Source organism: Saliniramus fredricksonii, assembly GCF_900094735.1.
Classification (GTDB): domain Bacteria; phylum Pseudomonadota; class Alphaproteobacteria; order Rhizobiales; family Beijerinckiaceae; genus Saliniramus; species Saliniramus fredricksonii.
Genome location: NZ_FMBM01000001.1, coordinates 1,303,141 through 1,320,956, shown reverse-complemented (window position 1 = coordinate 1,320,956; position 17,816 = coordinate 1,303,141). Strand labels below are relative to the sequence as shown.

The 17,816-nt window shown below is 66.6% G+C and carries 20 protein-coding genes; 11 read left to right on the top strand and 9 right to left on the bottom strand.

The window, feature by feature from the left end:
- From GA0071312_RS06020 to GA0071312_RS06000, 5 genes are all read left to right on the top strand, one after another.
- Positions 1 to 1,068: an ABC transporter substrate-binding protein gene (locus GA0071312_RS06020; RefSeq protein WP_074443979.1), complete on the top strand. Its 1,068-nt coding sequence runs from the start codon at positions 1 to 3 to the stop codon at positions 1,066 to 1,068.
- An 82-nt stretch (positions 1,069 to 1,150) separates the two neighbouring features.
- A complete protein-coding gene (locus GA0071312_RS06015; protein ID WP_074443978.1) occupies positions 1,151 to 2,209 on the top strand; it encodes an ABC transporter ATP-binding protein in 1,059 nt (352 codons plus the stop codon).
- The gene (locus GA0071312_RS06010; protein ID WP_074443977.1) at positions 2,206 to 3,090 is read left to right on the top strand and encodes an ABC transporter permease; all 885 of its coding nucleotides are present in this window, start codon (positions 2,206 to 2,208) and stop codon (positions 3,088 to 3,090) included. Before GA0071312_RS06015 ends, GA0071312_RS06010 begins: the two co-directional genes overlap by 4 nt.
- Entirely contained in the window at positions 3,087 to 3,887 is an 801-nt protein-coding gene (locus tag GA0071312_RS06005) for an ABC transporter permease (RefSeq protein ID WP_074443976.1), read from the top strand. The genes GA0071312_RS06010 and GA0071312_RS06005 overlap by 4 nt, the downstream gene beginning before the upstream one ends.
- A 2-nt stretch (positions 3,888 to 3,889) precedes the next feature.
- Positions 3,890 to 4,684: a nitrilase-related carbon-nitrogen hydrolase gene (locus tag GA0071312_RS06000; protein ID WP_074443975.1), complete on the top strand. Its 795-nt coding sequence runs from the start codon at positions 3,890 to 3,892 to the stop codon at positions 4,682 to 4,684.
- 4 nt (positions 4,685 to 4,688) lie between these two features.
- Here the strand turns inward: GA0071312_RS06000 and GA0071312_RS05995 are convergent, their stop codons facing one another.
- The 3 genes from GA0071312_RS05995 to GA0071312_RS05985 form a co-directional block, all read right to left on the bottom strand.
- Entirely contained in the window at positions 4,689 to 6,143 is a 1,455-nt protein-coding gene (locus GA0071312_RS05995) for an amidase family protein (protein ID WP_074443974.1), read from the bottom strand.
- A 99-nt stretch (positions 6,144 to 6,242) separates the two neighbouring features.
- Positions 6,243 to 6,680, bottom strand: coding sequence for a MaoC family dehydratase (locus GA0071312_RS05990; RefSeq protein ID WP_108721804.1), 438 nt, complete (start codon positions 6,678 to 6,680; stop codon positions 6,243 to 6,245).
- A gap of 3 nt (positions 6,681 to 6,683) precedes the next feature.
- Positions 6,684 to 7,097 (bottom strand): hypothetical protein, encoded by a 414-nt coding sequence (locus GA0071312_RS05985; RefSeq protein ID WP_074443973.1) that lies wholly within the window; start codon positions 7,095 to 7,097, stop codon positions 6,684 to 6,686.
- A gap of 427 nt (positions 7,098 to 7,524) precedes the next feature.
- Between GA0071312_RS05985 and GA0071312_RS05980 the strand changes: the two genes are divergently transcribed.
- Positions 7,525 to 7,968, top strand: coding sequence for an acyl-CoA thioesterase (locus GA0071312_RS05980; protein ID WP_074443972.1), 444 nt, complete (start codon positions 7,525 to 7,527; stop codon positions 7,966 to 7,968).
- A gap of 13 nt (positions 7,969 to 7,981) precedes the next feature.
- On the opposite strand, the gene GA0071312_RS05975 is transcribed toward GA0071312_RS05980, so the two are convergent.
- The 4 genes from GA0071312_RS05975 to GA0071312_RS05960 are packed head-to-tail and all read right to left on the bottom strand — an operon-like array spanning position 7,982 to position 11,114.
- A complete protein-coding gene (locus tag GA0071312_RS05975) occupies positions 7,982 to 8,767 on the bottom strand; it encodes a MotE family protein (protein WP_074443971.1) in 786 nt (261 codons plus the stop codon).
- Complete coding sequence (locus GA0071312_RS05970) at positions 8,764 to 9,363, bottom strand: DUF6468 domain-containing protein (RefSeq protein ID WP_074443970.1); 600 nt, start codon at positions 9,361 to 9,363, stop codon at positions 8,764 to 8,766. Before GA0071312_RS05970 ends, GA0071312_RS05975 begins: the two co-directional genes overlap by 4 nt.
- 5 nt (positions 9,364 to 9,368) lie before the next feature.
- Positions 9,369 to 10,610: a flagellar motor switch protein FliM gene (gene fliM / locus GA0071312_RS05965; RefSeq protein WP_074443969.1), complete on the bottom strand. Its 1,242-nt coding sequence runs from the start codon at positions 10,608 to 10,610 to the stop codon at positions 9,369 to 9,371.
- Positions 10,611 to 10,622: 12 nt separating this feature from the next.
- Positions 10,623 to 11,114, bottom strand: a complete 492-nt coding sequence (locus GA0071312_RS05960) for a flagellar basal body-associated FliL family protein (protein WP_074443968.1) — start codon at positions 11,112 to 11,114, stop codon at positions 10,623 to 10,625.
- A gap of 305 nt (positions 11,115 to 11,419) precedes the next feature.
- Here GA0071312_RS05960 and flgF point away from each other — a divergent pair, with 305 nt between their 5' ends.
- From flgF to flgH, 4 genes are read left to right on the top strand one after another with little or no spacing between them, the layout of a single operon-like run.
- The gene (gene flgF / locus GA0071312_RS05955; RefSeq protein ID WP_074443967.1) at positions 11,420 to 12,160 is read left to right on the top strand and encodes a flagellar basal-body rod protein FlgF; all 741 of its coding nucleotides are present in this window, start codon (positions 11,420 to 11,422) and stop codon (positions 12,158 to 12,160) included.
- Positions 12,161 to 12,177: 17 nt separating this feature from the next.
- Positions 12,178 to 12,969: a flagellar basal-body rod protein FlgG gene (flgG, locus tag GA0071312_RS05950; RefSeq protein WP_074443966.1), complete on the top strand. Its 792-nt coding sequence runs from the start codon at positions 12,178 to 12,180 to the stop codon at positions 12,967 to 12,969.
- Between the two features lie 6 nt (positions 12,970 to 12,975).
- Entirely contained in the window at positions 12,976 to 14,046 is a 1,071-nt protein-coding gene (gene flgA / locus GA0071312_RS05945) for a flagellar basal body P-ring formation chaperone FlgA (protein ID WP_074443965.1), read from the top strand.
- Positions 14,047 to 14,066: 20 nt separating this feature from the next.
- A complete protein-coding gene (gene flgH, locus GA0071312_RS05940) occupies positions 14,067 to 14,819 on the top strand; it encodes a flagellar basal body L-ring protein FlgH (protein WP_074443964.1) in 753 nt (250 codons plus the stop codon).
- Between the two features lie 140 nt (positions 14,820 to 14,959).
- Here flgH and GA0071312_RS05935 read toward each other — a convergent pair whose 3' ends face one another.
- A complete protein-coding gene (locus GA0071312_RS05935; RefSeq protein ID WP_074443963.1) occupies positions 14,960 to 15,721 on the bottom strand; it encodes an SDR family oxidoreductase in 762 nt (253 codons plus the stop codon).
- Positions 15,722 to 15,921: 200 nt separating this feature from the next.
- Between GA0071312_RS05935 and GA0071312_RS05930 the strand changes: the two genes are divergently transcribed.
- Positions 15,922 to 16,893, top strand: a complete 972-nt coding sequence (locus tag GA0071312_RS05930; protein ID WP_074443962.1) for a PhzF family phenazine biosynthesis protein — start codon at positions 15,922 to 15,924, stop codon at positions 16,891 to 16,893.
- On the opposite strand, the gene GA0071312_RS05925 is transcribed toward GA0071312_RS05930, so the two are convergent.
- Positions 16,814 to 17,740, bottom strand: a complete 927-nt coding sequence (locus tag GA0071312_RS05925; protein ID WP_074443961.1) for a class I SAM-dependent DNA methyltransferase — start codon at positions 17,738 to 17,740, stop codon at positions 16,814 to 16,816. The genes GA0071312_RS05930 and GA0071312_RS05925 overlap by 80 nt on opposite strands.
- Positions 17,741 to 17,816: the final 76 nt, after the last annotated feature.

Here is a 17,816-nt window from a genome sequence, read left to right as displayed (position 1 = left end):
ATGAGAAGACGCAGTTTTCTGATCGGCGGCGCGGCCACCGGCATCAGCCTGATGGCCGCACCGGCGATCCTGCGGGCGCAATCGGCACCGCTCAAGATCGGCACCTATGGCGGCTACTTCCAGGACAGTTTCGACGCCCATATCTTCCCCGATTTCACGGCGGAGACCGGGATCGAGGTTGAATCGATCGGCCAGCCGACGGGCGAGGCCTGGCTGGTGCAGCTGCAACAGGCCGCCCGCGCGGGCCAGGCGCCGGCGGATGTCTCGATGATGGCGCAGGTGGCGCGCATTCGCGGCCAGAGCGCCGGTTTGTGGGCCGAACTCGACCCGGATGCGGTGCCCAACCGCGCCAACCTGCCCGAGCATTTTGTCCATGCCTATGATGACGGGCGCTTCTACGGCACCGGCGCGGTGAGCTGGTACATCACGCTGGTGACCAATACCGATATCTATCCCGAGCCTCCGACCTCCTGGCAGGCCCTGTGGGATCCCGCCAATCGCGACCGCCTCGGCCTGCTGGCGCTTGCCTCCAACTCCTTCCTTCTGGAGATTACCGCGACGACCCATTTCGGCGGCACGGAGATCCTCGCCGACGAGGACGGCGTCATGCAGGTGCTCGAGAAGCTCTCGGAAGTGCGCGACAATGTGCGCCTGTGGTATCGCGATGAAGGCCAGTTCCAGCAGGCGCTGGAATCCGGCGAGATTCCCATGGGGCAGTACTACCATGACGTGACCGGCCTCGCCGCCGCCGACGGCCAGCCCGTGCGTTCGACCTTCCCGGAGGAAGGTGCCGTGCTCGATTCCGGCTCCTGGGTGGTTTCCAGCGCATCCGACGCGATTGATCGCGCCCAGATCTTCATCGATTACATGGCCCGACCGGAGATCCAGGCCAAGCTCGCGCGCTTCGTCGGCACCGCGCCGACCGTGGCACGGGAACTGACCGATCTGACGGATGAGGAATTCAACGCCGTCGCCTCCGATCGCACGCCGATCCTGCCCTATTACGATCTCTACGTGGAGCGCGCGGACTGGGTGAATCAGCAATGGTCGGAGATGATCACGGGCTGAGCCGCGTCATCGCATCCGCATGACCGCCCGATCTCTGTCAGGGGGGCCGGCTTCCGGGCCGGCCCCGTTTCCGGAAAAGCGCATGACGGCTTTGTCACTTCGGGGCATGAGCAAGCGTTTCGGCAGCCTCGCCGCTGTCGACGACGTCTCAATCGAAATCCCCGCCGGCTGTTTCGTCTGCCTGCTCGGCCCGTCCGGCTGCGGCAAGACGACCCTGTTGCGGCTGATCGCCGGGCTCGAGGAGCCGAGCGGCGGGAGCCTGCATGCGGGCGGGCGCGAGATCACGACACTGGCCTCGAACCGCCGCGATTTCGGCATGGTCTTCCAGTCGCTCGCGCTCTTCCCGCATCTCGATGTCGCCGACAACATCGCCTATCCGCTGGCGATCAGGGGGCATGGACGGCGCGCGCGGATGGACCGGGTGGCGGCGTTGCTCGAACTCGTGCAATTGCCGGGGCTCGGTGCGCGGCGCATCCATCAATTGTCCGGGGGACAGCGCCAGCGTGTGGCCATCGCGCGTGGCCTCGCCATCGATCCGAAGGTCTTCCTGCTCGATGAGCCGCTCTCGGCCCTCGATGCCAATCTGCGCGAGCACATGCAGGTGGAACTGCGCCAGCTGCAACAGCGCCTCGGCGTCACCACCCTCGTCGTCACCCATGATCAGAAGGAAGCCCTGACCATGGCGGATCTGGTGATCGTGATGAATGAGGGGAAGGTGCAGCAGGCCGGCGCGCCGATGGAGATCTATCGCGACCCGGCCAACGCCTTCGTCGCCGGCTTCATCGGCCAGTCGAACCTGCTGCCCTGTACGCTGGAATCGGACGGCAGCGTCGATCTCGGCGGCACGCGGCTCGCGCTCGATCCGCAGGACCGCGTCAAGACCAGACCCGGCCCGGCCATGCTCTCGATCCGCCCGGAGGATCTGCGGCCTGATCCGCAGGGGCCGATCACGGCACGCGTCGCCTTCATCCGCGATCTCGGCGAGAGCGTGCAGATCGCGCTGGATTTCGGCGAGACGCGGCTGCAGGCGGTCTTCGCTCCCCGCGAACGTCCCGCCGTCGCGATCGGCGATGCTCTGCGCCTCGCACCGGCGCCGGGCGGTATCGTCGTTCTTGCGCCGCCGGAGGCGCCGGCATCATGAGCGGGAACGCGGTTCATGAAGTGCCCGCGAGCAGCGTTTCCGAGAAGGCCGTGCCGGGCTGGTTCGGCCTTGTTCCCGCGATCACGCTCGGCGTTCTCTTCCTCATTCCCTTCGCCATCATGCTTTCGGTGAGCGTGGCGCACCGGGTGCCGGGCGGGTTCTTCGAGCCGGGATTCGAATGGACGAGCTATGAGCGGCTGCTCTCCCCGTTCTTCGGGCGCATCCTCTATACCTCGGTGGCGCTCTCCGCCGGCGCGGCCGTCATCTGCATCGTGCTCGCCTTTCCCTTCACGGTCTTTCTCGCGGGCATGCGCCACCGGGTGCAGACGCTGGTGCTGGTGGCGTTGCTCGCCGTGCTGTCGCTCTCGGAAGTGATCATCGGCTTCTCGATCTCGACGCTCCTGTCGCGCACGGCCGGGATCGGCAATCTCTTCGCCGCGCTCGGGCTGATCGACGGGCCGCGCTCCTATACGCCGGGGCTGTTCGCGCTGATGACGGGGCTTTGCTACCTCGCCTTTCCCTATGCGGTGCTGGTGCTCTACCCGCCGGTTTCGCGGCTCGATCCTGAATTGCGCGATGCGGCGCGGATGATGGGGGCGGGCCCCTTGCGCATCTTCTTCACGGTGACGGTGCCGCTGATGCGCGCGCCCGTGCTCGGCGCGGCGATCCTCGTCTTCGTCTTTACCCTGGGTGCCTATCTGCTGCCGCAGGTGCTCGGACGTCCGAACCACTGGACCTTGTCGGTCCACATCACCGACCAGGCGATCTTCCAGTCGAACCTGCCCTTCGCGGCGGCAATGGCGATCGTGCTCCTGCTGGTCGCGCTTCTGCTTGTGGGGCTGACGTTGCTTCTGGGGCGTGAGAACGGGGGGCGGCGATGACGCACGGACTCAGGCTGTTCTATGTCTGCTTCATTCTCTTCCTGCTCGCCCTGCCGATCATCGTGGTGACGGGGATCTCGCTGAACGAGGGCCGCAGCCTGCGCTTTCCGCCCGAAGGGCTCTCGCTGCGCTGGTACGGGGCCCTGTTCCGGGAGGGTGACTGGCTGGAGCCGCTGCGGCATTCGCTGATCATCGCCTCCTGCGCCGCCGCGCTCTCTGTGGCGATCGCACTGCCGCTGGCTCTGTACGTCTGGTCGCGCGGCAACTGGCTCGGGCGAGCGCTGCACACATTGGGCGTCGCCCCCTTCATGCTGCCGCCGGTGATCACGGCTCTGGGATTCCTCGTCTTCTGGGTGTCGGTGGGGATGTACGGGCAGATGCTCGCCACGATCATCTCCCATGCGATCTTTCTGGTCACGCTGCCGGTGGTGACGATATCGCTCGGGCTGCGCAGCATCGACATGGCGCTGGTGGAAGCCGCGCGCACCATGGGGGCCACGCGCGGACAGATCCTGCGCGGCGTCATTTTGCCGCTGATCACACCCTATATCATCTCCGGCTTCGCCTTCGCCTTCGTGCTCTCGCTGAACGAGTATATCGTCGCCTACATGGTGGCGGGTTTCACCGTCGAGACCCTGCCGATCAAGATCTTCAACAGCCTGCGCTACGGCTATACGCCGATCATGGGGGTGGTCGCGGTTCTGTTCGTGGCACTCGCAATCATCGTCTTCGGCCTGATCGGACGCTATGGCGACCTGCCGCGCCTGATGGGCTCCGACCGTTCGGGAGAACGCTAGAAATGCTGCGCAAGACGCTCACCCTCGCGCTCTGGCAGGGCGCACGCCACGCCGATGCGGGTCTCGACGAACTCTCCGATATCGCCGTGATCATCGCTGATGCCGCCAAGGCGGGCGCGGATCTCCTCGTCTTTCCAGAAGGTTATCTCACGGGCTATTACCGCCCCGGCCTGCGCGCCGCCGATCTCGCCGGGGTCGATGCGGCGCTCGATCGGCTGGGGCGCGTCATCGCCGATGCCGGGATCATGGTGGTGATGGGGACGCATCGCGTGTGGGAGCGGGCGCTGGTCAATGCGGCCATCGTCTTCGATACGCGCGGGCGGCAGGTCGGGGCCTATCACAAGCGCGCCCTGTTCGGTGCCTGGGAGCGGGCGACTTTCGAGCCCGGAACGCTGCCTCTGCGCTTCGATTGCGGCGGCTTTCGCGTCGGGCTCGCCATCTGCTATGATCTCGAATTTCCCGAACTGATCCGTGCGGAAGCCGAAGCACGGACTGATCTCGTGGTGACGCCCACCGCGCTGATGGCGCCACATGGACGCATTGCCGAGTTGCTGCCCGCCGCGCGCGCCCTCGAAAACCAGATCTTCGTCGCCTATGCCAACCGCACCGGGCGCGAGCACGAACGCGCATTCGTGGGCAAATCCTGCATCTGCGGTCCGGATGGCGGCATGCTGGCCGTGGCGGGGGAGGCGCCGGAAATGCTCGTCGCGCAGCTCGACCGCAGGGCGATCAGGACCGCGCGGGAAGAGGCCTCGTATCTGGAGGATCTCGGACGTTTGCGAGAGAACAGCGGCTGAGACGTCACACGCCTGCCATGCGCTTCCACAGCAGCCGGTCCATCGTGCCGATCCGCGTCTCGATCGCCTGCATCGCCGCGACGATGAGATCCTCGCGCCAGCGCCGCCCCACGATCTGCACGCCGATGGGCTGCGGGCCCTGCGGCAGCGTCGCGAGTCGCGTGGGCATGTTGCCGGCGGGCAGCCCCATGAAATTCATGGCGAAGGAGTAATAACCTGCACCGAGCGCCTCGCGCACACCCTCGGGGCCTTCCGCATCGCGGTTGGGGCGGAAGAAGGGATGCGGCAGGAAAGGCGTCAGAACCAGCGGATACTGCTCCAGGAAGACCGACCAGGCCCGCGCGAAACGGGTGCGATCAGCCATGGCCTTGAGTTGCTCGGCACCCTCAAAGGGCGGGAACTGCTCGAAATACTCGGCGAAGATCGCCTTGAGGGTCGGCGAGCCATGCGCTTCGATATCGGGCCCCATCAGCGCCGCGACTTCGCCCATGAGGGCGCGATAACCGGTCACGGCGGCCTCGCGCAGGAGCGGCGGCTCGGCCTCCTCGACGATATAGCCTGCATCAGTGAGGGCCGCGCGCGCCGCATCGAGCGCGCGCGCCACATCGGGATGCATCGGAAAATCATAGGTCTCGGTGACATGGGCCACGCGAATCGGGCCATCGAGCGTCTCGCCGGCATAGGGCAGCGGCACGTGGAACGGGTCGCGCGGATCGGCGCGAAACAGAACCGGCAGGGCCAGCGCCTGGTCGGCGGCGTTGCGCGTGACCACGCCCTGGACCGACATCGCCTGGGCGAGCATGCCGCGCTCCGCCTTCTGGCTCGGATTCCAGGCCGGCACGCGCCCCATTCCCGGCTTGACCGTGACCGCGCCGTTCGCGGCTGCGGGGAAGCGCAGGCTGCCGCCGATATCGTTGCCATGGCCCAGCGCACCGATCCCCGCCATCACGGCGGAGCCGGCACCGCCGGAGGAGCCGCCGGCGGAGACGTGATCGCCCCAGGGGTTGCGCGTGCGCCCGAAGAGCGGGTTGTCGGTCTCGGCGCGAAACGAGAATTCCGGCGTGTTGGTGCGTCCGATCACCACCGCGCCCGCATCGAGCAGATTGCGCACGATCGGCGCGTCATCCGCAGCGATCGCATCCTTGAGCACAGGCAGCCCGTTGCTGGTGGCGTGGCCGCGCTGGTCGACATTGATCTTGATGGTGACCGGCACCCCGTGCAGCGGACCGGGCGTGGCGCCGGCAGCCCGGGCGGAATCGAGCGCGTCGGCGCGCTGGATCGCGACTTCGCCGAGATCCTCGACCACCGCGTTCAGCTGCGGATTGACCGCCCGCATCCGCTCCACCGCCGCACGCACCGCCTCGCGCGCGGAGATTTCGCCGGCACGGATGCGCTGTGCAAGCGCCGAGGCGCTTTCCTGCCAGAGCGGGGTGGCGTCAGGTCGGGCTTGATCGGACATGGAGGGCTCCCGGTTCGCGCGTCGTGAATGATCTGATAATGATGCTAACCCGCGCGGGAGGGCCCGCGCCCTTGTTTTTTCGGCAAGGCTGCGTGGGTATCAGGACGCGGCATCGGCGCCATGGCGCGCGATGTCCACAAACCCCGCGAGCGCCTGCGTCCCGGCTGCGTCGCTCACGGTGAAATCATAGCGCATGGTCGCGGCAAGCGGATCATCCGCGCCTGCGCGGCTGCCCGTCGCGCTGATCAGCGCGCCTTCCGCGATGGGGGCCAGAAAGCGCATTTCCGCCGCGGCCGGGCGGGCATCGGGGCCGAACGTCGCCGCGATCGCTTCCCAGAGCACGGCGAGGGAGAGCGTGCCATGGGCGATGGGGCGCCCGAACGGAGTCTGCGCGGCGAAATCGGCATCGAGATGCAGCGGATTGAAATCGCGGGTGATCTCCGCATAAAGCCGGATCGCCTCCGGGCTCGCCCGCAGCTGCGCTTCGATCAAATTCGCGGGCCATTGCATGGCGCCCTCCCCCGGATCGTCCGACATGGCTCACACAGCCCAGATCACCAGCATCTCGCCGGACATGATCTCGCCCCCCGCATCGTCGCACATCCGCGCTTCGAATCGCACCCGGTTGCGCCCGCGCTTTATCTCCGCTTCGCGGCACACCACGCTGACACGCGCCCCCTCGCCTGCGCGCAGGGAGCGCCCGGTGAAGGCGAGTGTCTGGCCCGCATGGATATTGCCGTCGGGATGAGGCGCGAAGGCCTCCGCGAAGCCGTTCATGAACAGGGCCACCAAAAGCCCCGGCGGGGCCTCCTGCACCTGCGCCGCCGTCGGAAACAATGCGCGCCAGCGCGCGAATCGCTCCCGATCCAGCACCACACGTGCCTCACCGAGATACGCGCCGGGCGTGAAATCGGCAAAGCGCAGTGGCGCGCCCTCGGCCCTCCCCGCGCTCATGCGGCGCACATGCGCTGCGGGCCGGCGGGACGGCTTTTGACCATTGCACCCTCCGAAAACGCACCGCGCATGCGGGCATGAGAATGGCGCGGGCTGCACAAGAGCGTGCCCCCTTCCCCCTGCCCGACGGGTCGGCCCTTGCAGATTGCAGCCGGGTACGTCGTCATATGCTCCATCACCGGGTCATCACTCATCAGATTACCCTTGAGGGTCGCCCTATTGTGCAAAATCGTCAATTGGTCGGCTATCCACAACCCGCCCGGGGCACGGGCAGGGTTTCCCAGACCGGAACGCGCAGATACCCATGACGCGCGACAGCCGCGCATTCCGATCATGCTTGTCTGTGATGCCCCGATACGCGATGCTCTGCAAAAGCGGTGCTGCAGGTTGCGGCGCACGAGAGATTCGACAAAGCGGGAGATCGACGATGAGCGCGCGCCTCGAATTGCTGCGCGGTGTGGTGCATCCCTGGCATCACGACCATTTCGGCCACATGAATGTGCGCCACTACGCCCCCTTCTTCGACGATGCCGTCTATCACATGTGGACACGGCTCGGACTGCCCTATGCCACGATGATCCCGCGCCATGGCGTGCACACTGTCACCGCGCAGGCGACGACGCGCTTCGAGCGGGAATTGTCGGCGGGTGATCTGATCGTGGTCGACGGCGTGGTCAGCCGGATCGGCGGCAAGAGCTGCAGCTTCCACTTGCGGATGCTCAATGCCGATACGGATGCGGTGCATGCCACCTATGATCTCGTCGAGGTCTTCTTCGATCCGAAGACCCGCGCATCGGCACAGATGCCCGCCGACGTGCGCGCACGGCTCGAGGCTTATCTGTTCGACGAGGAAGCCCAGGCCGATGCCTGACCCGCGCGGCTGATCAGTTGCGCTGCGGCAGGTCCAGTGCCGGCAATTCCCGCCCGCCCGCCGGCATGGATTGCGCCGCGGCATTGCGTGTCTGCAGCGCGTCGCCCTGGGCGCGCCGGGCGAGCGCAACGGTCAGACGCTCGGCCGATTCCGCCGACATGGAGGCCATGATCTCGGCCATGGTGCGTGGATTCATCTCCAGCACCACCGGCACCAGAACATCGAGATCGAGCCTGTCGAAGATGCGAGCAGCTTCCTTGGGGCGCATTGCCTGATACATGGCGACGAGATTGGCCATTTCCTGCTCGCGCCGTTCATCGGCCTCGGCGGAGCGCCCGCCATCCTCGGCTTCGCGCAGCTTGCTCAGACGTTCCTCGAGGCGTTCCTCGGCCTGGCGAATCATTTCCTCACGCAATTCGATATCCGCATCGCGATGCTCGAGATTCTGCCGGCGCTGCTCCAGCCGCTCGCGGATTGCCGCCTCGGCGGGAGAGGATGATTGCTCGCGTGATGCGAGCGCATCGACGGGCGCGGCGTCGTCATCTTCCCCGGTGGATCCCGTCTCGGTGACTTCCGGCAGGGTCGTATCCCGCCCGGGCGTATAGCCGCTGCGCGCGTGGGCAAGCACGCGCGCGAAACCGGATATCCCACCCGTCTCGCCAGCCGCCTGCAGGGACGGCGCGGAGGCCGGCAGTCCCGCATCGGCACCGTCACGACGCAGGTAATCAAGCCCCTTCAGCGCCAGCAGCGCCACGGCGGCGATCGCAACTGCATCGATCAGGCGCAGACGCTTGATCATGCGGCATCACCCCGATTCTCGAGCCGGTCCATGGCGCGCCTGGCGAGGAGTTCCGCCGCATCGCTGATCCGATCGGGAATCCGGCGCGGATGCGATACCGGCGGCGCGGGGACGGGGGCGGGGGCGGCTGCCGGCGGCGCATGATATGGCGGCATCGGAGAGGGGGCGGGCTGCGGTTCCGGACGGGAAACCTGAACCGGGGCCGGCCGCTGCAGCGGGGCGATTTGGGCCGCCTCGCCGACCGCATCGCCCTGCGGGACGCGCAGGCCGCGCCCGTTATCGACGATGGTCATCATCCGGGTCATCACCTGCTCGCCCGCCTCGACCTGCTCGGCGAGATCGGAGGCGTAGCGTTCGGCGGTGCGCAGGCGATCGGCCAGAGTCTTCTCGCAATCGCCGAGCGTATTGCGCAGGCCGATAATGGCGCGCTCGGCGGTCTCGGTGGCACTCATCAGCTCGACGATGGTCTTGCGCATCGATTGCTCATCCGCCTGCAGCTTCGCGATGCGCTTCGACAGCCGCACCGAGGTCGCCACCGTGGCAACCAGCAACACCGCGACGAGAATTTCCGCAAAGAGCATCAGGATCGAGCCCATGGACGTCACGCCTCACTCTGATTCTTCGCACTCGCCTCGAATGCGGCGAGCGTGGTTCGCGCACGCCGCATCGGCCTTGCGATCTGGACTGCGATCTTGTCCTCGTAACGCCCCACCCGGCCCTGGGTGAGGCGCCAGTCACCGCATTGCAGGGTGACCAGATCAGAGGGCCTGGCATCGAACATGAGCGTGTCACCAACCTCCAGCTTCATCACCTGACGGAGCGGAAGACGCATTTCATGCAGAACCGCCTTCACCTCGAAATCCGATTGCCAGATCTCGGTGGCAAGATGGCTCTCCCAGACCGCGTCGCGCCCGAGCTTTTCGCCCATGAAGCTCTGCAGCAGAAGATCGCGGATCGGCTCGATCGTGGCGTAGGGGAAAAGGATCTGCAAAAGCCCGCCACGGCCTTCCATGTCGAGCTTCAGATCGATCAGGATGGCGGCATTGGCCGGGCGGGTGATGGTGGCAAAGCGCGGATTGGTCTCGATCCGGTCGACGTCGAATTCGACATTGGCGATCGGCGCGAAGGAGACCTGCAGATCGCCCAGCACGATCTCGACCATGCGCTTGACCAGCTGCATCTCGATGGTCGTGAAGGGGCGCCCGTCGAGGCGGGTATCCTGGCTGCCGCGCTTGCCGCCGAGCAGCAGGTCCAGCGTCGAATAGGCCAGGTTCGATTCGATCGTCACGAGCCCGGAATTCTCCCAGGCCTCGGCGCGGAACACCGCGAGCTGCACCGGCAGCGGGATCGAATTGAGATAATCGCCGAAGCGCACGGAGCGGATGTTGTCGAGGGTGACCTCGACATTGTCCTGGAAGAAGTTGCGCAGGCTGGTCGACAGGAGGCGCACCATCCGGTCGAAGATGATCTCCAGCATCGGCAGGCGTTCGTAGGAAACGACGCCCGAATCGACGATGGCGCGGATGCCGCCGGCACCTGATGCAGAGAGTTCGTGCAACGAGAAGCCGAGCAGCTGGTCGATCTCGTCCTGGTTGAGAATACGGTCGGCGCCAGCCATGTCGGGGCTGTCGTCATCCGTGCTCTCGTCGATCATGGTGGCCCATTCGGCCGCCATGTCGCTCGCCGCCGCAGCAGAGCCCTGCTCGGCCAGCGCCGCACCCCATTCATCGGCGAGCGCAGGATCCTCACTGCCACTGCCGGCGCCCTGTTCGGCGAGGGCTGCGGCCCAGTCGTCATCCATCGCGTCGTCGTCGCCGCCGGGGAGATCGTCGTCGTCAGCCATGCCGCTTGCTCCTCATTGCACGACGACTTCCTTGAACAGCACCCCGTCCACCTTCGCGGGATGCACGGCGATGTTCACACGCCGCAGCAATTCCTCGCGCAGGCGGTAGATACCCGCCGAACCCTCGATCTCGCTGGGGCGCAGTTCCCGGACGAAGACCTGGAACGTGTCCTCGATGCGCGGCATCAACGGTTCGAGCGCGCTCGCCAGTTCGGGATCATCCACCTCCAGCGCCACGGAGAAGCGCAGGAAGCGCGGCCGCTCCTGATTCGGCTCCGAGGCGAGATTGACCGTCATCTCGCGCACGTCAACGAAGATGGCCGGGCGTTCGACTTCCGCCTCGTCGGCGGAATCCCCACCGCCCAGGAAGAAGAAGGCACCACCGCCCGCCAGCGCCAGGGCGATGAGGCCGGCAGCGGCGAAGATGATCAGACGCTTGCGGCTGGAAGGCTTTTCGACACCTTCGCCTTCCGCGCCATCCTCCTTATCCGTGTCCTCGGCCATGGTGATCCCCGATACTCTCCGGCAGCGCGGCGTGCCTGTGCGTGCGCACGGACAAACCCGCATCCCGACAATCGCCGGATACGGTTAACGCGTCGTTAAGGCGGCAAATCCTGCCGGGCTGTTTTTGCCCCCCGGCGAAACCCTCCGGCTGTGATGGTGAATCGTGAATTAACCAAGTCGTTAGAATAAAACGCTTTTTCTGAAAATCGGAAACTGGCACGCCCCCTGCGACGGGAAGCGGGCCGAAACCGCGCTGGGGAGCGCCGGGGATTCGGCGGGGAAAAACGGGAAAGGGAGCGGCTCGCATGGAGAATTCGCTTCTCATCGGCCTGTCTCGACAGGTGGCGCTGGCGCGTGAAATCAACGTCATCGCCAACAATGTGGCCAATGTCTCGACGAACGGCTTCAAGGCGCGTTCGTCGGTCTTTGAAGAGTATCTCATGCCCAATGCCCGCGCGGAGGAGTTCCCGCGCGCAGACCGGGAGTTCGCCTATGTGATCGACGCGGATACGCCGCTCGATCTCAGCCAGGGCGCGACGGAGCAGACGGGCAATCCGCTCGATGTCGCCATCCAGGGCGATGGTTTTCTGGTGGTCGATACCCCGCAGGGCGAGCGCTTCACGCGCAACGGCGCCATGCAGCTCGACGCGCAGGGCCGCCTCGTCAACAGCGACGGCTTTCTGGTTCTGGGCGATGGCGGACCGATCGCGGTCGATCCGCAGGCCACCGATCTGACGATCTCGCCCGATGGCGTGGTCGCATCGGATGCAGGCCAGTTCGGTCAGCTGCGCCTGGTGCGTTTCGACAATCCGCAGGGCCTGAGCAATGCCGGCGCGAATCTCTTCGTCACCGACGAGGAACCGATGCCGGCCATGGACACCGCCGCCCTGCGCAGCGGCATGATCGAGCGCTCGAACGTCAATGCGGTGCTGGAAATGACCCGGATGATGGATGTCAGCCGCGCCTATACCAGCATTTCCGGCATGATCCAGCGCATGGCCGAGACACAGCGCACTGCGGTGCAGCGCCTTGGCGAAATCGCCTGAACGAGGAGTAAGTCATCATGCGTGCCCTGCACACAGCCGCGACCGGGATGACCGCCCAGGAACTCAACGTTCAGGTCATCTCCAACAACATCGCCAACATGCGCACGACCGGCTACAAACGCCAGCAGGCGCATTTCCAGGATCTGCTCTATCAGGACATGCGCCGATCCGGCACCGTGACCTCCGAGCAGGATACCCGTGTACCGGCGGGAATCGAGATCGGCACGGGTGTGAAGTCGGTTTCCACCGCCCGCGCCATGTCGCAGGGCAACATCTCGCCCACCGAGAAGGATTACGATGTCGCCATACGCGGCGAGGGCTTCTTCCAGATCGAGATGCCCGACGGTCGCACCGCCTATACCCGAGACGGTGGTTTCGAACTGAATGCGGAAGGCGAACTCGTTACGAAGGACGGCTATCGCGTCGCACCGGGCATCCAGGTGCCGCAGGATGCGCGCAGCGTCTCGATCTCGGCGCAGGGCCAGGTCCAGGTGCTGCTCGGGGGCGCCAACGAGCCACAGGACGTCGGTCAGATCGCCATGTCGCGTTTCGTGAACAAGGCGGGGCTGCAGGCGATCGGCGACAACCTCTTCCTGCAGACCGCCGCATCCGGCCCGGCCATCGAGGGCCAGCCCGGAGAGGAAGGGTTCGGCAATCTGCAACAGGGCTTCCTCGAAGAAGCCAATGTCAATGCGGTGACCGAGATCTCCGCGCTGATCGCGGCACAGCGCGCCTACGAGATGAATTCCAAGGTGGTCAGCGCCGCCGATCAGATGCTGACCGCCGCCAACCAGATGTTCAGGGGGTAACAGGTCATGAGCCTTGATCGTCGCATCCATCCCCTCGGCGCACAGCGCTGCGCGCGTCTCGGTCCCGGGCTGATCGCCCGTGTCGCCGGCTTCATTCTCGCGATCACCCTCGTCGTTGTCCTGACGGTGCCCGCCCTCGCGACCGGCGATGATGCCGATGACGCGCCGCGGCTGCGCGGCGACGTCACGGTCGATGCCGATGTCGTCACGATCGGCGATCTCCTCGCCGGCATTCCCGACGACGTCGCGGAAATCGCTGCTTTCCGCGCACCGGATCTGGGCGAGAACGGCACCATCGCCACGATGCGCATCCTTGCCGCTGCCGAGCAACTCGGCTTGCGACCGCCCCAGACTTTCGGTCGCAATGAGGTCCACGTCACCCGCGCTGCGCGCGAGATCGACGAAAACGAGATCGCTGCGGCTCTGGCCGAGGCCATCGCCGCACAGCGGGGTGAGCCGGCCGAGGCGATCGAGATCCGCTTCGAGGGCCGGGCACCGCATATGCGCGTTCCGCCTCACGCCGCCGACCCGGTGGCGGTGACCGATCTGCGCTACGATCACGGCAGCGGGCGCCTCGCCGCGCTGGTCTATGTCGGCGAGAGCGCCTCGCGACGGCTCGGCCAGGCAATGGTGGCGGGGCGCGCCGTCACCACCGTCGAGATCGCCATGCTCGAACGCCCGGTATCGCGTGGCGAACGGATCAACCCGGCCGATCTTCGCATCGAACGCCGCCCTGCCGCCAACATCCCGCGCGATGCCTGGTACGCGCAGCTCGATCTCGAAGAGCGCGTGGCCCGGCGCAACCTCGCTGCGGGGCGCGCCCTGCGCAGCGGTGACCTCGCGCGTGAGGTCCTGGTCGAGCGCGGACAGAACGTGATGATCATCTATCGCAGCCGCAACCTCACCCTGACCATGCGCGGCGCGGCCAAGGAATCCGGCGCGCGTGGCGAGGTCATCGCAGTGACCAATCCCGAATCCAGACGCGTCCTGCAGGCGACCGTCAGCGGTCAGGGACGGGTTACGGTGGAGGCGCCCTCGCTCGGGCCCGTCGCCGCGACGCAGCGCATCATCCAGTAATGCGAGCAGGGATTTCAGCCATGTTCACCCCCCGCTTCCTGCGCCGCATCGGCGTTCTCTCCCTGGTGCTCGGCCTCGCCGCCTGCGGCGCCGCCGATCGCCTCGCCAATGTCGGGCGCGCGCCTGCGCTCTCGGCGATCGAGGATCCGACCAGCCAGGCCGGCTACAAGCCGGTGCGCATGCCCATGCCGGATGCCGAGCCGGCGGCTTTCGCCTCCAACTCGCTCTGGCGCCACGGTTCGCGCGCCTTCTTCAAGGACCAGCGCGCCGCCCGGGTCGGCGACATCCTCACCGTGCGGGTGCGGGTCACCGATCAGGCGCAATTCAGGAACCAGACCGAGCGCTCACGCCAGAACGGCGAGAATCTGGGCGCAGAAAGCCTGATGGGATTCGAGACCCGGCTCGATCGCGTCCTTCCCGACGATGTCCGCGCCGATGCTCTGGTCGGCGTCGATTCCGATTCCAGCAGCCGCGGCGAGGGTTCGACCCGGCGTTCGGAGCAGCTCACCACCAATGTCGCCGCCGTGGTAACGCAGCTTCTGCCCAACGGCAATCTCGTGATCGAGGGCAAGCAGGAGATCCGGGTGAATTTCGAGGTCCGCGAACTCATCGTCGCCGGCGTGGTACGACCGGAAGACATTGATGCCGACAACACCATCGATTCCACCAAGATCGCGCAGGCGCGCATCGCCTATGGCGGACGGGGCCATCTCACCGATGTGCAGCAGCCGCGCTACGGCCAGCAGGTGATGGATATCCTGCTGCCCTTCTGAGCAACCGGTTTCACGGTCCCGCGAGACGGAGCCCGGGCGCGCTCCCCACCTGCCCGCCGTCTCGCATCCCTGGCGGCCCCGGTCTTCCGGGGCCGCCTCCCCTTTTTTGCTGCCTCTGCCCTGCCGTATCTACTGATGCGTCAACGCCCGCCCGACACATCAAGCAGGGCGCCGCTGACATAGGACGAATCCGGCCCGGCCAGCCACAGGATGGTGCGCGCCACTTCCTCCGCACTGCCGGCGCGGCCCATCGGCACACCGCTCATCAGCCGATCGACCCGGTCCGGCGCGCCGGCCAGCGCATGGATATCCGTCTCGATCAGACCGGGGCGCACCGCGTTGACGCGGATGCCCTCGGCACCGACTTCCTTCGACATGCCGAGCGTCATCGTATCCGTGGCGCCCTTGCTCGCGCCGTAATGCACGAACTCGCCCGGCCCCCCGAGCACGGCGGCACGCGAGGAGACATTGACGATGCTGCCACCGCGCCCGCCGCGTTGCGTCGACATCCGGCGGATCGCCTCGCGCGCGGCCAGAAAATAGCCGAGCACGTTGATATTCATCACCCGGGTAATTTCGCCGGCCTCCATATCGGCCACGCGGGTCAACTTGCCGGTAATGCCGGCATTGTTGATCAGCACATCCGGCGCGCCATATGCCGTGTCACAGGCGGCAAACAGCGCCATGACCCCGTCCTCGCTGCCCATATCGGCCTTGACGGTCGTGATCTCCGCCCCTGCCCCCTCCGCATCCGCGACGACGCGTTCGGCGCCCGCCACATCCGCGCCATAGCTGAAACAAATCCGGTAGCCGGCTCGCGCCGCGCCCGCGATCACCGCCGCGCCGATACCGCGGCTGCCCCCGGTGACGATCATCGTACCCGTCTTCTCCCGTTCCGCCATGCCGGCCTCCCCTCACACATGTTCCTGGATCATCCCAGCCTGCGGCGGTGCGGGCGGGCTGGCAAGGCCACAAAGCGGGCAGCGGGTTCGGGGCGTTGTGCACACCGATAACGGCAAGGCAGCCGAAGCTGATACAATCTTTACGAATATTGTGATAATGACGCACGCATGACGCGCATCAACGCAGCCCGGAGACCGGCATGACCCGTAACGGATTCAGTCTCAGCCAGCCCGCCGGTGATCCCGCGCAGGCCTGCGCCCCTGCCGATGCGCAGGGGCTCGCCATCGTCCATGCCTTCGCCGATGATCACTTCGCCGGCAACCCGGCGGGCGTACTGATCCGTGATGATGCGCCCTCCCCGGCGGCGCTGAGCGCGCTGGCGCGCCAGCTTTGCCTGCCGATCGTCTCCCTGCTGGTTCCGGGAGCGGGCGAGGCCGATTACAGGATCCGCTGGTTCAGCCCGAATGCGGAGCTCGACCTGTGCGGCCACGGGACCCTGGCCGCCGCAGCCTGGCTTTATCGCATCACGCCCGATCGCGAAGCATCCTGGCGCCTCGAATCCGCCAGCGGCATCCTCCACGCCCGCCGCGCAGGCGAACGGATCGCCATCGACCTGCCCGCTCTCGGACTCACCCGGGCCATGCCCGATATCGCGCAAGCGGTGACGGGCGCGCTCGGGCGGCGTCCGCAAGCGGTGCTGCAGGCGCGCGACGACATCGTCGCCGTACTGGAGAGCGCCGATGCCGTGATCGCGCATCGCCCCGCTATCGCGGCAATCGCGGGTTTGCCCTGCCGGGGACTGGTCATCACCGCCGCAGCCGATCCGGATATCGCCATGCCCGATGGCGGCGAGCCCGTGGATATCGTGTCGCGCTTCTTCGCCCCGCGCATCGGCATCGACGAGGATGCGGTCTGCGTCTCGGCACATTGCAAGCTGTACGGCTATTGGGCCGCGCGACTCGGAAGGGCGCGGCTGCGCGCATGGCAAGCCTCCGCGCCGGGCGGGCGGCTCGGGCTGGCAGGGCGCTTTCCGCATGTGCGCATATCGGGCAGCGCCCGGTTTCTCGGGGAAACCGGCGCGCGCGATCGGCTCACACTTCCAACGCGACGAGATAGCCCGGAACCGGCGCACCCGCGTCACGACGAGTCGTTGCCGGCTCGAAGAGCATGATCGTGAAACCCGCATCGGCGGCGCGGCGTCGCAGGAAGGCCGCGTCATGGGCAAAGCGCGAATCGGCGCCGATGCGAAAACCCTCGGGCATCGTTTCACGTGCGGATTGCACCGAAAACACGAACAATCCTCCAGGCCGCAATGCGCGCACCGCACCGGCCAGCACCTGCGCCGGATCGCCGATATAGACCATCACATCGGCGGCCAGGATCAGATCATGCGTGTCTTCGGACTGCCCGGCCAGAAATTCGGTGAGTTCGGCCACGACCAGCGCATCATAGATGCGCTTTTCGGCGGCTTTCGCGACCATGGCGGGGGCGATGTCGAGGCCGGTGAGATACGCGGCGCGCTCACGAATCGCGGCACCCATCAGCCCGGTCCCGCATCCCAGATCGAGACATGACGCAAAGCGCCGCCCGGGCGCGAGCCGGTCGAGCGCATCGCTGATCTGTGCGGGCGCGCGGTATTCCAGCTGACCGGTCAGATGCGCGTCGAAAGCGCCGGCATAACGGTCGAACAGGGTGCGCACATAGCCGTTGGTCAGCGCTGCGGCCTGCGGCAATGCGCCCAGACGCGCCAGCGTGATCGAGGCGCCGAGCACATCTTCCGGCTCGATCTCGAGCGCCTTGAGCAACGCATCGATCGCCGCCTCGCGATTGCCCAGGGCCGCCTCGGCCTCGCCGAGCAGCGACCAGGCCGGCGCAAAACCGGGAGCGCGTTCCAGCACTGCGCGCGCGACATCCGCCGCGCCCGTGTGATCGTCGGCATCGAAGCAGGATCGGGCATAGCCGTAGCGCCGATCGGCGATCAGGTCGCCGGTCGACCGTGACATGGTGAGGCGTGCCATGGGCGGATTCTTCCTGGGGGCTCTTCCGTGCTGGAAAGCAGATTTGCTTTAGCCGGAAATTCCCCGTTGGCAAGAA

Bases quoted from the DNA above. Each gene is read 5' to 3' on its own strand.
- GA0071312_RS06020 (WP_074443979.1), top strand. From the start codon at position 1: ATGAGAAGACGCAGTTTTCTGATCGGCGGCGCGGCCACCGGCATCAGC.
- GA0071312_RS06015 (WP_074443978.1), top strand. From the start codon at position 1,151: ATGACGGCTTTGTCACTTCGGGGCATGAGCAAGCGTTTCGGCAGCCTC.
- GA0071312_RS06010 (WP_074443977.1), top strand. From the start codon at position 2,206: ATGAGCGGGAACGCGGTTCATGAAGTGCCCGCGAGCAGCGTTTCCGAG.
- GA0071312_RS06005 (WP_074443976.1), top strand. From the start codon at position 3,087: ATGACGCACGGACTCAGGCTGTTCTATGTCTGCTTCATTCTCTTCCTG.
- GA0071312_RS06000 (WP_074443975.1), top strand. From the start codon at position 3,890: ATGCTGCGCAAGACGCTCACCCTCGCGCTCTGGCAGGGCGCACGCCAC.
- GA0071312_RS05995 (WP_074443974.1), bottom strand. From the start codon at position 6,143: ATGTCCGATCAAGCCCGACCTGACGCCACCCCGCTCTGGCAGGAAAGC.
- GA0071312_RS05990 (WP_108721804.1), bottom strand. From the start codon at position 6,680: ATGTCGGACGATCCGGGGGAGGGCGCCATGCAATGGCCCGCGAATTTG.
- GA0071312_RS05985 (WP_074443973.1), bottom strand. From the start codon at position 7,097: ATGAGCGCGGGGAGGGCCGAGGGCGCGCCACTGCGCTTTGCCGATTTC.
- GA0071312_RS05980 (WP_074443972.1), top strand. From the start codon at position 7,525: ATGAGCGCGCGCCTCGAATTGCTGCGCGGTGTGGTGCATCCCTGGCAT.
- GA0071312_RS05975 (WP_074443971.1), bottom strand. From the start codon at position 8,767: ATGATCAAGCGTCTGCGCCTGATCGATGCAGTTGCGATCGCCGCCGTG.
- GA0071312_RS05970 (WP_074443970.1), bottom strand. From the start codon at position 9,363: ATGGGCTCGATCCTGATGCTCTTTGCGGAAATTCTCGTCGCGGTGTTG.
- fliM (WP_074443969.1), bottom strand. From the start codon at position 10,610: ATGGCTGACGACGACGATCTCCCCGGCGGCGACGACGACGCGATGGAT.
- GA0071312_RS05960 (WP_074443968.1), bottom strand. From the start codon at position 11,114: ATGGCCGAGGACACGGATAAGGAGGATGGCGCGGAAGGCGAAGGTGTC.
- flgF (WP_074443967.1), top strand. From the start codon at position 11,420: ATGGAGAATTCGCTTCTCATCGGCCTGTCTCGACAGGTGGCGCTGGCG.
- flgG (WP_074443966.1), top strand. From the start codon at position 12,178: ATGCGTGCCCTGCACACAGCCGCGACCGGGATGACCGCCCAGGAACTC.
- flgA (WP_074443965.1), top strand. From the start codon at position 12,976: ATGAGCCTTGATCGTCGCATCCATCCCCTCGGCGCACAGCGCTGCGCG.
- flgH (WP_074443964.1), top strand. From the start codon at position 14,067: ATGTTCACCCCCCGCTTCCTGCGCCGCATCGGCGTTCTCTCCCTGGTG.
- GA0071312_RS05935 (WP_074443963.1), bottom strand. From the start codon at position 15,721: ATGGCGGAACGGGAGAAGACGGGTACGATGATCGTCACCGGGGGCAGC.
- GA0071312_RS05930 (WP_074443962.1), top strand. From the start codon at position 15,922: ATGACCCGTAACGGATTCAGTCTCAGCCAGCCCGCCGGTGATCCCGCG.
- GA0071312_RS05925 (WP_074443961.1), bottom strand. From the start codon at position 17,740: ATGGCACGCCTCACCATGTCACGGTCGACCGGCGACCTGATCGCCGAT.